Genomic DNA, 14,754 nt, shown 5'->3' with positions numbered 1-14,754 from the left:
AAAAAGGTGCCGTCATGCTCGCACTTCGTTACTACGGACGGGAACTGGCGCGGCTCAAGCGGTTCACCCTGCCCGGAATGCTGCTGCCGGCGCTCGGCAACATCGGAATCAACTACGTGGCTCCGCTGGTCGTCGCCAAGCTGGTCGGCCGGATCGCCGACGACCACGCAATGGGCTTCGGCGCCGCACTGCCGTACGTCCTCGGCTTCGGCGGTGTCCTGCTCCTGGCGGAGGTGTTCTGGCGGATCGGTCTGCACTGCCTGAACCGTCTGGACGCGCTCGGCATCGAGCAGCTGTACGTCATCGGCATGGACGAACTGTTCGCCAAGGACTCCGCGTTCTTCCACGACAACTTCGCGGGGTCGCTCACCAAGCGGGTGCTGAGCTTCGCCACCCGCTTCGAGGAGTTCGCCGACACGCTCACCTTCAACATCGTGGGCAGCTTCGTGCCCCTGCTGTTCGGGTCGGTGGTGCTGTGGCGCTACGAACCGCTCCTGGTCGTCGCGCTGCTGACGATGATCGCGGTCACCGCGGTATGCGTGGTGCCGCTGATCCGGCGGCGGCAGCGGCTGGTCGCCCAGCGGGAGGAGGCCATCGCGCGGGTGTCCGGCCATGTCGCCGACAGCCTGATGAACATGGACACGGTCCGGGCGTTCGCCGCGGAGGAGCGGGAGGCCGCCGAACACCGGTCCCGGGTGGCCGAGTCGAGGCGGCGCACCCTGCGCTCCTGGGACTACGGCAACCTGCGCATCGACACGTTCGTCGCGCCGATGTCCGTCGCGACCAACGCGCTGGGCCTGCTGCTCGCGGTGGGCCTGGCCGGCGGCGGGCACAGTGTGGAGGGGGTCGTGGTCGCGTTCACCTACTACACCAACGCGACCCGGATCATGTTCGAGTTCAACCAGATCTACCGGCGCATGGAGAGCTCCATGACGGAGGCGGCCCAGTTCACCGAACTGCTTCTGGAGCCGCCGGTCGTGCTGGACCCGGTCACCCCGGAACCGCTCGCACCCCGGGCCGCCGACGTCCGCTTCGAGAAGGTCTCCTTCACCCACGCGGGTGCCAAACCGCTGTTCGAAGGGCTTGAGCTGGACGTGCCCAGCGGCTCGAAGTTCGGCTTCGTCGGCCGGTCGGGAGGCGGCAAGACCACGCTCACCCGGCTGCTGCTGCGGATGACCGACATCGACGCCGGACGGATCACCATCGGCGGCCAGGACATCAGCCGGCTGCGCCAGACCGACCTGCGCCGCCAGATCGCCTACGTCCCGCAGGACCCGGCGATGTTCCACCGGACCCTGCGGGACAACATCGCCTTCGCCCGGCCCGACGCCAGTGACACCGAGATCCGGCTCGCCGCCGAGGCGGCCCACGTCACGGAGTTTGCCGACGCACTGCCGGACGGCTTCGACACGATGGTCGGCGAGCGGGGCGTCAAGCTCTCCGGCGGCCAGCGCCAGCGGGTCGCCCTCGCCCGGGCGATCCTGCGGGACGCCCCGATCCTGCTCCTGGACGAGGCGACCAGTGCGCTGGACTCCGAGAGCGAGATGCTCGTCCAGGAGGCGCTGTGGCGGCTCATGGAGGGGCGTACGGCGCTCGTGGTGGCGCACCGGCTGAGCACGGTCGCCTCCATGGACCGGCTCGTGGTCCTGGACCGCGGCCGGATCGTCGAGCAGGGCACGCACCACGAACTGCTCGCCGCCGAGGGCGCCTACGCCAAGCTGTGGCAGCACCAGTCGGGCGGCTTCCTCGACGAGGACCCGGCACGGGCCGAAGTGCACTGAGGGCTTCGCTGGGTGGCGCGGGTGTCGGTTGTCGGTCGCCCGCGGCGCCGTCGTGGCTGGTCGCGCAGTTCCTCCCCCAGCCCCCGGCCGGGGGGACCCCCAGCGCCCCTTACGGGGCGCTGCCGACCCGTAGGGAACTTCGCCCGGCCTGCTTGGAAGACGCTGGCCGGACACGGGCGGGTGGTAGACAGGTGATCATGACCGACCTGAACGCCCCCGCCCGCCCGGCAGGCCTGCGATGACCGCCGGGACCGACACCCCCGACCGCCGGGGCCGCACCGGACTCGACCGCACCGGCCTGGACCTGACCGGCAACCCGCGTGTGAAGGTCCGGGAGGTGAGACTGCTGTCCAGCCACTGGTACGTCGAGCGGGCCACCACCTTCGACTACCGGCACGCCGACGGCACCTGGCACACCGAGGAACGCGAGACCCACGACCGCGGCAACGGCGCGACGCTCCTCCTCTACGACGCCGAGCGCGAAACCGTCCTGCTCACCCGCCAGTTCCGCTTCCCGGTATACGTCAACGGCCACCCCGACGGCATGCTGGTCGAGACCCCGGCGGGCCTCCTGGACGCCGCCGACGAACACCCGGAACACGCGGTCCGCCGGGAGGTCGTCGAGGAGACCGGCCACACGGTCGGCGCCGTCCAGCACGTCTTCGACGTCTACATGAGCCCCGGCTCGGTCACCGAACGGATCTCCTTCTACGCGGCCGCCTACGGCCCTTCCACCCGCACCCACGAGGGCGGCGGCCTGGACGAGGAGGGCGAGGACATCGAGATCCTCGAACTCCCCTTCCGCCGGGCCCTGGAGATGATCCGGACGGGCGAGATCGCCGACGCGAAGACCATCATGCTGCTCCAATGGGCAGCACTGGAAGGCCCGTTCGCATCCAAGTGAGACCAGCCCCCGCGCCCCCGAAGGGGCGCGGGGAACTGCGCGACCAGCCACGACGGACTCGCAGTCGCCGAACGGCCTTGTCGGCTCGGCGCTAGGCGAACGCCCGGCGCTCCCGCACGACGGCGATGTCGCCCGGCGCCACGACAACCGTCCCGTCGACCGGCTTCCCGGAGAGCAGCTCCACCGCTCCGGCCGCCACCGCGACCTCGGCCCCCTCCCCGGCATGGTCGATGACGAACACATAGTCCGCGTCCGCCCCGCGCCGCAGGACGACCTCCACGCCCGCCGGCGCGGTACGGCCCGCGGCCACACCCGCCTCCGTGCGGATCCGGTCGAGCAGGCCCGCCAGGGTCTCCGCGTCCGGCAGGGTCGCCAGGTACCAGGCGCTGCCGGTGCCGTACGCGTGCCGCGTCACCGCCGGGACACCGGTCACAGGGCCGTCGGCGTAGGACGTGACCACCTCGGCGCCCTCCGGCCGCACCCGCTCCGACCACAGCGAGCCCGTGCCGCCCTCGCTCAGCGCCACCCGCTCACCCGGCAGCAGCGGGAACAGCTCGTCCGTGCGGACGCCCAGGACCTCCCGGAACGCACCCGGGTAACCGCCCAGCCGCACATGGCTGTTCTCGTCCACCATGCCGCTGTGGAAGCCGACGGCGAGGGTGCCGCCGGCCTCGGCGAAGGACGTCAGGTTGGCCGCGCCGGCGTCGTCCACCAGGTACAGGTTCGGGGCCAGGACCACCTTGTACGCCGACAGGTCCGCGTCCGGCCGGACGAAGTCCACGGCCACGCCCGCCCGCCACAGCGGCTCGTACCAGGCGCGGGCCAGGTCCAGGTAGCGCAGCTCGCCGCTCGGCTGGGAGGGGAACTCCAGCGCCCAGCGGGCGTCCCAGTCCCAGACGACGGCCACCTCGGCGGTGCCGGTGCTGCCCCGCACCTCCGCCAACGCCCCCAGATCCGCGCCCAGCCGGACCACGTCCCGCCAGATCTGGCTGTCGGTCCCGGCGTGCGGCAGCATCGCCGAGTGCCACTGCTCGGCGCCGGCCTTCGCCGCCCGCCACTGGAAGTAGCAGATGCCGTCCGCACCGTGCGCCACATGGGCGAGCGCGTTGCGGCGCAACTCACCGGGGTTCTTGGCCCGGTTGACGGGCTGCCAGTTGACCGCGCCCGTCGAGTGCTCCATCAGCAGCCACGGCCCGCCCGCCAGCGACCGCATCAGATCGCCGCTCAGCGCGACGTCGATCTCCGACTCGGGGTCGGCGGACATCAGATAGTGGTCGTTGGCCACCACGTCCAGCTCCGGTGCCCAGCGCCAGTAGTCGAGGGCGTCGAAGTTGTGCATCACCATGAAGTTGGTGGTGGCGGGGATCGCGGGCGCCGCCTCCCGGAGGACGTCCCGCTCCGCCGTGTACAGCGACAGCAGCTCGTCCGAGCAGAAGCGCCGCCAGTCCAGCTGGTGCGTCGGGTTGGGTACGGCACCGGTCGCGCGGGGCGGCAGGATCTCGTCCCAGTCGTAGTACCACTGGCTCCAGAAGGTGGTGCCCCAGGCGTGGTTGAGGGCGGCCAGGTCGTCGCCGTACCGGGCCCGCAGCCAGCGGCGGAAGGACTCCGCGCTGGTGTCGCAGTAGCAGGCCGCGTTGTGGCAGCCGTACTCGTTGTGGACGTGCCACATCTTCACGGCCGGGTGGCTCGCGTACCGCTCGGCGAGGGCGCCCGCGATCCTGAGCGCGGCCTCGCGGTAGGCGGGGCTGCTCGGGCAGAACGTCTGCCGGCTGCCGTACGACAGGGTGCGGCCGTCGTGGTCCACCGGGAGCGCCTCGGGGTGGGCGCGGAAGAACCAGGCCGGCGGGGCGGCCGTCGGGGTGGCGAGGTCGGCGGCGATGCCGTTCTCGTGGAGGAGGTCGAGGACCTTGTCCATCCGCGAGAAGTCGTGGACGCCCTCGGAGGGCTCCATCAGCGCCCACGAGAAGATGCCGACGCTCACCATGGTGACGCCCGCCTCGCGCATCAGACGGACGTCCTCGGCCCACACCTCCTCGGGCCACTGCTCGGGGTTGTAGTCGCCGCCGTAGACGATGCCCGGGACGGAGAGGGTGCGGTCGCTCATCGGCTGACTCCGGTTGCTCCGGTGAGAAGGCGGCGGGTCGTGTCCACGCCCCACGGGTCGAGGGAGAGCAGCCGGTCGCTGGAGGCGACCAGGCCGCCGACGGCCTCCACATGGGCCGCCCAGCGGGCGCGGGTCTCCACGGCGGGGCGGGCCATCAGGCAGTCGGGGTCGTTGATCCAGAGCCGGCCGTGCTGCCACTGGCGGCCGACACCGGTGAACTCGGCCGGGTCCTGGCCCGGTTGGCTGTAGTCACCGGCCTGGGGGCGGCGGTGCGGGGCCGTGTCCGGGCTGACCCGCATCGCGTCGAACAGGCCGATGGAGGGCAGGATCGGCGCACCGCAGCCGAGGAGGTAGGCGTCGGCGCCGATGGCCTCCCGGATCAGCGCGATCCCGAGCCGGTACGCGGTGAGCGGGTCCGCGCCCGAGTGCCGTACGCCGTCCAGCGCACCCGCGTAGAGGAAGTCGACCTTGAAGTAGTCGTAGCCCTCGGCGCGGAGCGTGGCGAAGACGTCGGTGAGGTAGGCCGCGGCGGCCGGGTGGGTGGTGTCCAGGACGTACAGGTCGTGGCCCCAGTTGCGGCCCGCGTGCAGCGGGTTGCCGTCGGGGTCGCGGACCAGCCAGTCCGGGTACGTCTCGGCGAGCGCGCTCGCCGGGTCGACCAGGAAGGGCGCCGTCCAGATGCCCGCCCGGCGGCCGCGGGCGCGGATGGCGTCCGCGATGCCCCGCCGGGAGCGGAAGCGGCCGGAGAGGTTCAGCCAGTCGCCCAGGGCGCTCTGGTAGCCGTCGTCGATCTGCACCACGTCGATCGGCAGGTCGAGGGTGTCCATCGCGCGCAGGTTCTCGTGGATGTCGTCCTCGGTGACGGCCGTGAAGTACTCGTACCAGGAGCACCAGACGGTGGGTGCCGGGCGGGGCGCCGGCAGGGCCAGGGAGTCGGCCCAGTCGGCCAGCGCGGACTGGATGTCCGCGCCGGTCCACTCCTTGACCGGGCCGTCGGCCTCGACCTCGGCGACACCGCCGGCGACGGTCAGCCGGACCGACGGCACCTCGTGCAGCGGGTCCGTCGCCGCCCAGAGCCGGACCGGGGAACCGTCCCCCGGGTCGAGCGCCAGCAGGCCCTCGCCCTGGAAGGCCCCGGCGGGCACTCCGCGGCCGGGGCGGTAGCACACGGTCGCCCAGTTGTCGTTCGTCGGGCGGTGCGGGGCGGCGCCGAGGGCGTAGGAGCCGCTCGGCGACCAGGACTGCCAGCCCTCCTCGTGGACACGGGCGGTGCGCGTGTCCACGGGCAGGGCGGCGACCGGGGTGAACGGGTTGTGCACGGGGTTCTCTTTCGGAGGGGGCGGGTCAGCCCTTGGCGGAGCCCAGGGTCAGACCGCTGACGAACTGCTTCTGGAGCGCGAAGTACACGACCAGCGTCGGGATCGCGGTGAGCAGGGAGCCTGCGGCGACCAGGTTCGGGTCGGTGAAGTACTGGCCCGAGAGGTTGTTCAGCGCCGAGGTGATCGGCATGTTCTCTCCGGTCGAGATCAGCACCAGGGCCCAGAAGAAGTCGTTGTAGATCCAGATCGACAACAGGGTCGCCAGGGCCGCCATCGCCGGCCGGCACAGCGGCAGCGTGATCTGCCAGTACAGCCGCCACACCGACGCGCCGTCCACCAGCGCGGCCTCGGTCAGCTCGTGCGGCAGCGACCGCATGTAGTTGCTGAGCACGAACGCGCAGAACCCGGACTGGAACGCCACATGGATCAGCACCAGGCCGAGCGCCGAGTCGTACAGCTTGCCGCTCTCCGTGATGCCCGGCAGGTTCGTCAGCAGGTACAGCCGGTACAGCGGGGTGATGATGACCTGCTGCGGCAGCAGGTTGCCCGCCGTGAACACCAGCAGCAGCGCCAGGTTGAGCCGGAAGTCGAAGCGGCTGACGTAGAACGCGACCATCGACGACAGGAACAGCGTGAGCAGCACGGCCGGGACCGCGATGATCAACGTGTTCATGAAGTAGTGGGTCATGTCCGACTGCGTGAACGCGTTCTTGAAGTTGTCGAAGTTCAGCGTGTGCGGCCAGGACACGTAACCGCGGTCGCTGGTCTCGCTGTACGGGCGCAGCGCCGAGAAGATCGCCCACAGCAGCGGGGCGAGCCATGCCAGCGCCGTGACGGCGAGGAAGACATGCAGCAGGACGCGGGCCGGACGGATCGGGGTGCGCTGTTTGGCCAGCGCGCTCACGGTGCTCATGCGCGCCGCTCCTTCCGGAAGGTCGCGATCAGATACGGGATGATCACGATCAGGGAGATGAACAGCAGCACCACCGCGATCGCCGAGCCGTAACCGATGCGGCTGGACTCGCCGATGATGTTGTTGGTCACCAGGATGGAGAGCAACTCGGTGCCCTGGGCGCCCTTGTTGAAGACGAAGACCAGGTCGAAGGCGCGCAGCGCCTCGATGATGGTGACGACCAGGACGACCGTGTTGGTCGGCCGCAGGGTCGGGAAGATGACGTTCTTGAACGTCTGCCACTCGTTGGCGCCGTCGAGGGCCGAGGCCTCGCGCAGCGACGGGTCGACGCTCTTCAGGCCGGCCAGGTAGAGGATCATCATGTAGCCGGCGTGCCGCCAGGACGCGGCGATCAGGACCGCCCACAGGTTGAGCTTCGGGTCACCGATCCAGTCGATGTAGTGGCCCGGCTTGTTGGCGCCGATGATGCTGTTGATCAGGCCCGTGTCCGGGTTGTAGATCAGCTGCCAGACGAACCCGATGCACGCCATGGAGATGACGACCGGCAGGAAGAACGCCGTCTGGTAGACCCGGGTGAACCGGATCCTCTTGTCCAACTGCACGGCCAGGAACAGGCCGAACGGCGTCGGGATCAGGATGAGGACGACGAACCAGATGACGTTGTGCTGGACCGCGGGCCAGAACTGCGGGTTGTCGCTGAAGAGTTGCTGGAAGTTGTCGAGCCCGACCCACTTGATGGAGTCGAAGCCGATGCCGTCCCAGGTGGTGAAGGCCAGCAGGATCGAGGCGAGTGCGGTCACCCAGACGAGCAGGACATGGAGGACCGTCGGCACGCCGGCCATGAAGGCCAGCGTGATGCGGTCGCGGCGGGTCAGCAGGCGCTTGTGCCCCTGCCGGACCCGCTTCTTCTCGGACGCGCGCCCAGGAGGCGGCACGGCGGCCGCCTCCTGGGACTTCGTGGTGGTTTCAGTCGTCATTCAGTCGGCTCACTCGGACGCGAAGATGGTCTTCTTCTGGCGCTCGATCGACGAGAGCAGACTGTCGACGCCCTTCGGGTTCTGCAGGAACTTCTGCAGGCCGGGCTGCATCACCGTCGAGGTGAAGTCCGGGCGGGAGTCGCGGTCCATGAACTGGGTCAGGCTCTTGGCGTTGCTGATCATGTCGTACGCCTTCTTCTGCAGGGCGGAGTACGACGAAGTGTCCGCCTTGGAGGAGGCGGCGACCACGCTGGAGTCGGCCTTGAGGTAGATCTGCTCGGCCGCGGGGGTGCCGAGGTACTCCATCAGCTTGAAGGCGCCGCTCTTGTTCTTCGGGGACTTGCTGACCATGTAGCCGTCGGTGGGCGCCTCGACGGTGTCCTGGCCGTACGCGGAGTTGATCTCCGGGAAGGCGAAGAAGTCGAGGTCGTCCAGGTCGGCCTTGTTGGTGAACTGCTGGGCCACGAAGGAGCCGAGGAGGTACATGCCGGCCTTCTTGGAGACCAGGGTCTGCGCGGCGTCCTGCCAGGTGCGGCCCATGAAGCCGTCCTGGTGGTAGGGGAGGATCTCGGCCCAGTGGTCGAAGACGGCCTTGACCTTCGGGTCGGTCCACTCGGCCTTGCCGCCCATCAGGTCGACGTGGAAGTCGTACCCGTTGATGCGGAAGTTGAGCTGGTCGAAGGTGCCCATCGCCGGCCACGCGTCCTTGTCGCCGAAGGCGATCGGGACCAGGCCGTCCTGCTTCATCTGCTTGCACAGGGCCACGAAGGCGTCCCAGGTGGTGGGAACGGTGTAGCCCTTCTCCTGGAAGACGCTCTTGCGGTAGAAGATCGCCCAGGGGTAGGTGTCCAGCGGCACGAAGTAGTACTTGCCGTCCTCGCCCTTGCTGAGCTTCTTCATCGCGTCGGGGAAGCCGTCGCCGATCTTGTCCCAGACCTCGTCGATCGGGGTGGCGAGGCCCTTCTTCGCGAAGAACTGCATCCGGTACCCGGCGAACCAGTTGAACACGTCGTCCGGCGTGCCCTGAAGGTAGGAGTTGATCTGCTCCTGGAAGGTGTTGTGGTCCTTCGTGTTGACGTCGACCGTGATGCCCGACTGCTTCTTGAAGGTCGCGTACATCTCCGCGTAGGCCTTCTTCGGCACGGCGTCCGAGCCGTTGGAGCCGAGAGAGACCGTCTTCGGGTCGGAGGAGGATCCGCTGCCGCCGCACGCGGAGAGCAGGGGTATGCCGCCGGCGAGAAGGGCGGCCGAACCGGCCCCACGCAGAACGTTACGGCGGCTCGGACCCGGCAGGTGAAGACCGGACGGGGAGATGCGCATGGCGGCTCCTGAGTAACAGGGTTCGGCAAGGGGAGAGTTGATCTCCGAAAGGTCCCGAAACCGATCAGAAACCAACTCGGCCGAACATCGTGGGCGCAATAACAGCCGCTTGTCCGCTCATGCGTCAATAGCCTGCGTCCCTCTCACCCGTCTCTTGCCCGAAACGTAATCGACATGGTTGCCTGCCGGTTTGTTGAACAGAGCGGGACGATCGGGCCCCCAGGGGGCGAACTCCCTGGGGGCTCGTGTGCGGGCATGTTGGTTTCCCGTGGCGGGACCAGCGGTTAAACCCGCGGCGGCCGTACCGCCACACACCGTTCCACGCAGCGTTCCGCGCCCGTCCTACGGCCGTACGAGCAGCTGGAAGTCGAAGGCGTACCGGGACGCCCGGTAGACATGGCTGCCGTACTCCACCGGGCGCCCGGTGTCGTCGTAGGCCGTGCGTCGCATGGTGAGCAGGGCGGCGCCCTCCTGTTCGTCGAGGCGGGCGGCCTCCTCGGCGGTGGCGCTGCGGGCGCCCACGGTCTGCCGGGCGCTGTGCAGGGTGATGCCCGCCGTGCGCATCATCCGGTACAGACCGGTCGACTCCAGGCGTTCCGTGTCGAGTTCGAGCAGGACGGCGGGCAGGTAGTTGCAGAGGAACGCCACCGGCTGGCCGTGCGTGCAGCGCAGCCGCTCCAGCACGACCACCTCGGCGCCCTCCGCGATGCCGAGCGCGGCGGCCACCTCGCCGGTCGCCGGGATCCGCTCGTTGCGCAGCACCCGGGTGGTCGGGCCCTGCCCGGCCGACTCCAGGTCGTCGTAGAGGCTGCTCAGCTCCAGCGGCCGCTTGACCTGGCTGTGCACCACCTGGGTGCCCACGCCCCGCCGGCGCACGAGGAGGCCCTTGTCGACGAGGGACTGGATGGCCTGGCGGACCGTGGGCCGGGACAGGCCGAGCCGTACCGACAGGTCGATCTCGTTGCCCAGGAGGTTCCCCGGGGCGAGGACGCCGTGCTCTATGGCCTCCTCCAGCTGCTGGGCGAGCTGGTAGTAGAGCGGTACGGGACTGCCGCGGTCCAGGGCGAAGTCGAGCGAGTCGAGCGCCGAGACGGTCGCGGTGCGGGCGGAACCACCGGTTCGGGCCACCGGGACACCTCCTTCCGGGATTCGTGGGTTCACAGGTGCCGACGGCGCTCGGCGCGCTGCCGGTCGTAGTCCTCGCGGGCCCGGACGGCGGCCTCGCGGGCGGCGGTCTCGGCGACCGGCACGTCCCACCAGGCCTCGGCCGCGGGCGCGGTGGGCGCCGGGTCCGTCTCGACGTACACGCAGGTCGGCCGGTCGCTCGCCCGGGCCGCCGCGAGGGCCTCGCGCAGCTCGCGCACGGTCTTGGCGCGCAGCACCTCCATGCCGAGGCTGGCCGCGTTGGCGGCGAGGTCGACCGGCAGCGGGGCGCCGCCGAAGGTGCCGTCGGCCACGCGGTAGCGGTAGGCGGTGCCGAACCGCTCGCCGCCCACCGACTCGGAGAGGCCGCCGATGGAGGCGTACCCGTGGTTCTGGATCAGCACCAGGTTGACGGGCAGGCCCTCCTGGACGGCGGTGACGATCTCGGTCGGATTCATCAGATACGTGCCGTCGCCGACCAGCGACCAGACCACGGTGTCCGGGGCCGCCTGCTGGACGCCGATGCCGGCCGGGATCTCGTAGCCCATGCAGGAGTAGCCGTACTCCAGGTGGTACTGGCGCGGCGAGCGGGCCCGCCAGAGCTTGTGGAGGTCGCCCGGGAGCGAGCCGGCCGCGTTGATGACAACGTCGTCATCGCCCACCACCGCGTCCAGGACGCCGAGCACCTGCGTCTGGGTCGGCACGGCGTCCTCGTCGTCCGCGCGGTAGGCGGCCTCGACGACGGCGTCCCAACGCTCCTTGCCGGCCCGGTACTCGGCCTCGTAGTCCGCGGCCACCCGGTGCCCGGCGAGGGCCTCGGTGAGGGCGTCCAGCCCCGCCAGCGCGTCGCAGACGAGGGTGCGGGCGGCCAGCTTGTGGGCGTCGAAGCCGGTGATGTTCAGGTTGAGGAAGCGGACGTCCGGGTTCTGGAAGAGGGTGCCGGAGGCCGTGGTGAAGTCCGAGTACCGGGTACCGACCCCGATGACCAGGTCGGCGGTGCGGGCCAGGTCGTCGGCGACGGCGGTCCCGGTGTGGCCGATACCGCCCAGGTCGGCCGGGTGGTCGTGGCGCAGCGAGCCCTTGCCCGCCTGGGTCGAGGCCACGGGGATGCCGGTGGCCTCCACAAGGGCCCTCAGGGCGTCCTCGGCGCGGCTGTGGTGGACTCCGCCGCCCGCCACGATCAGAGGCCGCCGAGCGGCCCGTACGGCGCTCACGGCGTCCGCCAGCTCGACCGGGTCGGGGGCGGGCCTGCGGACCCGCCAGACGCGCTCGGCGAAGAACTCCTCGGGCCAGTCGTACGCCTCCGCCTGGACGTCCTGGGGGAGGGCGAGGGTGACCGCGCCGGTCTCGGCCGGGTCGGCGAGCACCCGCATGGCGTTCAGGGCGGACGGGATCAGCGCCTCGGGGCGGGTGATCCGGTCGAAGTAGCGGGAGACCGGGCGCAGCGTGTCGTTGACGGAGACGTCGAACTCGACCGGGTGCTCCAGCTGTTGCAGCAGCGGGTCGGGCGCGTGGCTCGCGAAGTAGTCGCCGGGGAGCAGCAGCACCGGCAGCCGGTTGATGGTGGCGAGGGCGGCGCCGGTCACCAGGTTGGTGGCGCCCGGGCCGATGGAGGTGGTCACCGCCTGCGCGGAGAGCCGGTCCAGCTGGCGGGCGTGGCCGACGGCCGCGTGCACCATCGCCTGCTCGTTGCGGCCCTGGTGGTACGGCATGACGTCGGCGTACTCCAGGAGCGCCTGGCCGATACCCGCCACATTGCCGTGGCCGAAGATGCCCCAGGTGCCGGCGATCAGCCGGTGCCGGACGCCGTCGCGCTCGGTGTACTGGGCGGACAGGAACCGCACCAGTGCCTGGGCGACGGTCAGGCGGGTGGTCGGCTGGCTCATGGGGACCTCATTCGGGCGGGGTGGTGTGCAGGGGTACGCCGGGCGGGAGCGGGTAGGGATCGCGAGGCTCCCCGGGTGGGGCGGGATGCCTCTCAGGTGTAGATCGGGGCAGGCCGAGCTGTCAATGGTTTGTACTTACATTCGGACCTGAGTGTGAAATGATGTCTTAACAAAGTATTGACAGCGGGCCGCGCAGGGACTTGTATCCCGTCCCAACGCACAGCACCGACCCGGACCGGCGCGTTCCGGACCGGGTCCAGGATCCTCGCGGATCCCCTTTCTTTCCCGTCGCACAGTGAGGTGCAGGCAAGATGGACCGCTCATCCCGTATCCGTCCGCGGAGACTGGCCCCCTTCGTGGCCGTGGCCGTGGCGGCCACCCTGACCCTCGCCGGCTGCTCCAGCAGCTCCGGAGGAAAGAAGTCGGAGGAGGGCGGTACGTCCGCCTCCGCCGGCAAGGCGAGCACCCCCCGCATGACGGTCGCACTGGTCACCCACCAGGCGCCCGGCGACACCTTCTGGGACATCGTCCGCAAGGGTGCCCAGGCGGCCGCCGACAAGGACAACGTCAAGCTCGTCTACTCCGCCGACCCGAACGCCGGCAACCAGGCCAACCTGGTGCAGAACGCGATCGACCAGAAGGTCGACGGGATCGCCGTCACCCTCGCCAAGCCGGACGCCCTCAAGGCCGTCATCGGCAAGGCGACCGCGGCGAACATCCCGGTCGTCGGGCTCAACTCCGGTGTGAGCGACTGGAAGAAGCTCGGCCTGCTGGAGTTCTTCGGCCAGGACGAGACGGTCGCGGGCGAGGCGCTCGGCAACCGGCTGAACACGGAGGGCGCCAAGAAGGTCGTCTGTGTCATCCAGGAGCAGGGCAACGTCGGCCTCACCCAGCGGTGCGACGGCGTGAAGAAGACGTTCTCGGGGACGACGGAGACCCTGTACGTCGACGGCACCTCGCCGACCTCGGTCAAGTCCACGATCACCGCCAAGCTCAAGACGGACAGCGCCATCGACCACGTGATCACGCTCGGCGCCCCCATCGCGCTGATCGCCGTGCAGTCGGTGTCCGACGCGGGCAGCAAGGCGAAGATCGCCACCTTCGACCTCAACAAGGACCTGACCGGCGCCATCAGCAAGGGGACCATCGAGTTCGCCGTGGACCAGCAGCCCTACCTGCAGGGCTACCTGGCGGTCGACTCGCTGTGGCTCTACAAGAACAACGGGAACTACATGGGCGGCGGTGAGCAGCCGGTGCTGACCGGGCCGGCCTTCGTCGACAAGACCAACGTCGACAAGGTCGCCGAGTTCGCCGCGAAGGGCACTCGGTGATCGTATGAGCCAGCAGGCACAGCCGGCGGTGTCCACACCGCCGGCCCCCGGCCCCAAGGAGAAGGACGGCCGCACCGCACAACGCCCACTGGCGCTCCGGGTGCTGGCCCGTCCGGACGTGGGCGTCTTCCTCGGCGCCGTCGCGGTCTACGTCTTCTTCCTGGTCGCCGCGCCGCCGGTGCGCGAGGCCAGTTCGATGGCGAACATCCTCTACCAGTCGTCGACCATCGGCATCATGGCGCTGCCGGTCGCCCTGCTGATGATCGGCGGCGAGTTCGACCTGTCGGCGGGCGTCGCCGTCATCACCTCGGCGCTCACCGCCGCCATGCTCGCCTACCAGCTGTCCATGAACGTCTGGGTGGGCGTGATCGCGGCCCTGCTGGTGTCGCTGGCCATCGGCTTCCTGAACGGCTGGCTCGTCGTCAAAACGGGTCTGCCCAGCTTCCTGATCACCCTGGGAAGCTTCCTGATCCTCCAGGGCGTCAACCTCGCGGTCACCAAGCTGGTCACCGGCAATGTCGCCACCGACGACATCAGCAACATGGATGGCTTCGACCAGGCCAGGAGCGTCTTCGCCTCCTCCTTCCACATCGGCGACGTCGAAGTGAAGATCACCATCGTGTGGTGGCTGGTCTTCGCGGCGATCGCCACCTGGGTGCTGCTGCGTACCAAGTACGGCAACTGGGTCTTCGCGGTCGGCGGCAACAAGGAGTCCGCCCGGGCGGTCGGTGTGCCGGTGACCTTCACCAAGATCTCGCTGTTCATGCTGGTCGGTTTCGGTGCCTGGTTCGTCGGCATGCACCAGTTGTTCTCCTTCAACACGGTGCAGTCCGGCGAGGGCGTGGGCCAGGAGCTGATCTACATCTCCGCGGCCGTCATCGGCGGCTGTCTGCTGACGGGCGGTGCGGGTTCGGCGATCGGCCCGGTCTTCGGCGCCTTCATGTTCGGGATGGTGCAGCAGGGCATCGTCTACGCGGGCTGGAACCCGGACTGGTTCAAGGCCTTCCTCGGCGTGATGCTGCTCGGCGCCGTCATGATCAATCTGTGGGTCCAGCGCACCGCGACCAGGAGGTGAC

At 69.7% G+C, this 14,754-nt stretch carries 11 protein-coding genes; 4 read left to right on the top strand and 7 right to left on the bottom strand.

What is annotated here, in order from left to right:
• Positions 1 to 14: 14 nt before the first annotated feature.
• Positions 15 to 1,781: an ABC transporter ATP-binding protein gene (locus tag ACFWXC_RS03340; protein WP_384472225.1), complete on the top strand. Its 1,767-nt coding sequence runs from the start codon at positions 15 to 17 to the stop codon at positions 1,779 to 1,781.
• Positions 1,782 to 2,019: 238 nt separating this feature from the next.
• Entirely contained in the window at positions 2,020 to 2,685 is a 666-nt protein-coding gene (locus ACFWXC_RS03335) for an NUDIX domain-containing protein (RefSeq protein WP_384472222.1), read from the top strand.
• 91 nt (positions 2,686 to 2,776) lie between these two features.
• Here ACFWXC_RS03335 and ACFWXC_RS03330 read toward each other — a convergent pair whose 3' ends face one another.
• The 7 genes from ACFWXC_RS03330 to iolD all read right to left on the bottom strand — a co-directional run bounded on the left by ACFWXC_RS03330 (position 2,777) and on the right by iolD (position 12,347).
• The gene (locus tag ACFWXC_RS03330) at positions 2,777 to 4,789 is read right to left on the bottom strand and encodes a beta-galactosidase (protein WP_384472219.1); all 2,013 of its coding nucleotides are present in this window, start codon (positions 4,787 to 4,789) and stop codon (positions 2,777 to 2,779) included.
• A complete protein-coding gene (locus ACFWXC_RS03325; protein ID WP_384472216.1) occupies positions 4,786 to 6,108 on the bottom strand; it encodes a glycoside hydrolase family 36 protein in 1,323 nt (440 codons plus the stop codon). Before ACFWXC_RS03325 ends, ACFWXC_RS03330 begins: the two co-directional genes overlap by 4 nt.
• 25 nt (positions 6,109 to 6,133) lie before the next feature.
• The gene (locus ACFWXC_RS03320) at positions 6,134 to 7,021 is read right to left on the bottom strand and encodes a carbohydrate ABC transporter permease (RefSeq protein WP_351748913.1); all 888 of its coding nucleotides are present in this window, start codon (positions 7,019 to 7,021) and stop codon (positions 6,134 to 6,136) included.
• Entirely contained in the window at positions 7,018 to 7,998 is a 981-nt protein-coding gene (locus ACFWXC_RS03315) for a carbohydrate ABC transporter permease (protein ID WP_384472212.1), read from the bottom strand. Before ACFWXC_RS03315 ends, ACFWXC_RS03320 begins: the two co-directional genes overlap by 4 nt.
• Positions 7,999 to 8,007: 9 nt before the next feature.
• A complete protein-coding gene (locus ACFWXC_RS03310; protein ID WP_384472209.1) occupies positions 8,008 to 9,318 on the bottom strand; it encodes an ABC transporter substrate-binding protein in 1,311 nt (436 codons plus the stop codon).
• A 342-nt stretch (positions 9,319 to 9,660) separates the two neighbouring features.
• Positions 9,661 to 10,446: a GntR family transcriptional regulator gene (locus tag ACFWXC_RS03305; protein WP_384472206.1), complete on the bottom strand. Its 786-nt coding sequence runs from the start codon at positions 10,444 to 10,446 to the stop codon at positions 9,661 to 9,663.
• A 29-nt stretch (positions 10,447 to 10,475) separates the two neighbouring features.
• Positions 10,476 to 12,347: a 3D-(3,5/4)-trihydroxycyclohexane-1,2-dione acylhydrolase (decyclizing) gene (iolD, locus tag ACFWXC_RS03300; RefSeq protein ID WP_384472203.1), complete on the bottom strand. Its 1,872-nt coding sequence runs from the start codon at positions 12,345 to 12,347 to the stop codon at positions 10,476 to 10,478.
• Positions 12,348 to 12,658: 311 nt separating this feature from the next.
• Here iolD and ACFWXC_RS03295 point away from each other — a divergent pair, with 311 nt between their 5' ends.
• Both ACFWXC_RS03295 and ACFWXC_RS03290 read left to right on the top strand, forming a co-directional pair.
• Positions 12,659 to 13,678, top strand: a complete 1,020-nt coding sequence (locus ACFWXC_RS03295) for a sugar ABC transporter substrate-binding protein (RefSeq protein ID WP_384472200.1) — start codon at positions 12,659 to 12,661, stop codon at positions 13,676 to 13,678.
• Positions 13,679 to 13,682: 4 nt separating this feature from the next.
• Positions 13,683 to 14,753 carry an ABC transporter permease gene (locus tag ACFWXC_RS03290; protein ID WP_384472197.1) on the top strand — a complete coding sequence of 357 codons (1,071 nt, stop codon included), beginning with the start codon at positions 13,683 to 13,685 and terminating at the stop codon, positions 14,751 to 14,753.
• Position 14,754: the final 1 nt, after the last annotated feature.

The organism is Streptomyces sp. NPDC058683 (assembly GCF_042716195.1).
Lineage (GTDB): Bacteria > Actinomycetota > Actinomycetes > Streptomycetales > Streptomycetaceae > Streptomyces.
The sequence above is the reverse complement of the archived record's forward strand: the minus strand, read 5'-3'. Positions and strand labels throughout refer to the sequence as shown.

Excerpts from the sequence above, each read along its gene's own strand:
- ACFWXC_RS03340 (WP_384472225.1), top strand. The coding sequence starts at position 15 with ATGCTCGCACTTCGTTACTACGGACGGGAACTGGCGCGGCTCAAGCGG.
- ACFWXC_RS03335 (WP_384472222.1), top strand. The coding sequence starts at position 2,020 with ATGACCGCCGGGACCGACACCCCCGACCGCCGGGGCCGCACCGGACTC.
- ACFWXC_RS03330 (WP_384472219.1), bottom strand. The coding sequence starts at position 4,789 with ATGAGCGACCGCACCCTCTCCGTCCCGGGCATCGTCTACGGCGGCGAC.
- ACFWXC_RS03320 (WP_351748913.1), bottom strand. The coding sequence starts at position 7,021 with ATGAGCACCGTGAGCGCGCTGGCCAAACAGCGCACCCCGATCCGTCCG.
- ACFWXC_RS03315 (WP_384472212.1), bottom strand. The coding sequence starts at position 7,998 with ATGACGACTGAAACCACCACGAAGTCCCAGGAGGCGGCCGCCGTGCCG.
- ACFWXC_RS03310 (WP_384472209.1), bottom strand. The coding sequence starts at position 9,318 with ATGCGCATCTCCCCGTCCGGTCTTCACCTGCCGGGTCCGAGCCGCCGT.
- iolD (WP_384472203.1), bottom strand. The coding sequence starts at position 12,347 with ATGAGCCAGCCGACCACCCGCCTGACCGTCGCCCAGGCACTGGTGCGG.
- ACFWXC_RS03295 (WP_384472200.1), top strand. The coding sequence starts at position 12,659 with ATGGACCGCTCATCCCGTATCCGTCCGCGGAGACTGGCCCCCTTCGTG.
- ACFWXC_RS03290 (WP_384472197.1), top strand. The coding sequence starts at position 13,683 with ATGAGCCAGCAGGCACAGCCGGCGGTGTCCACACCGCCGGCCCCCGGC.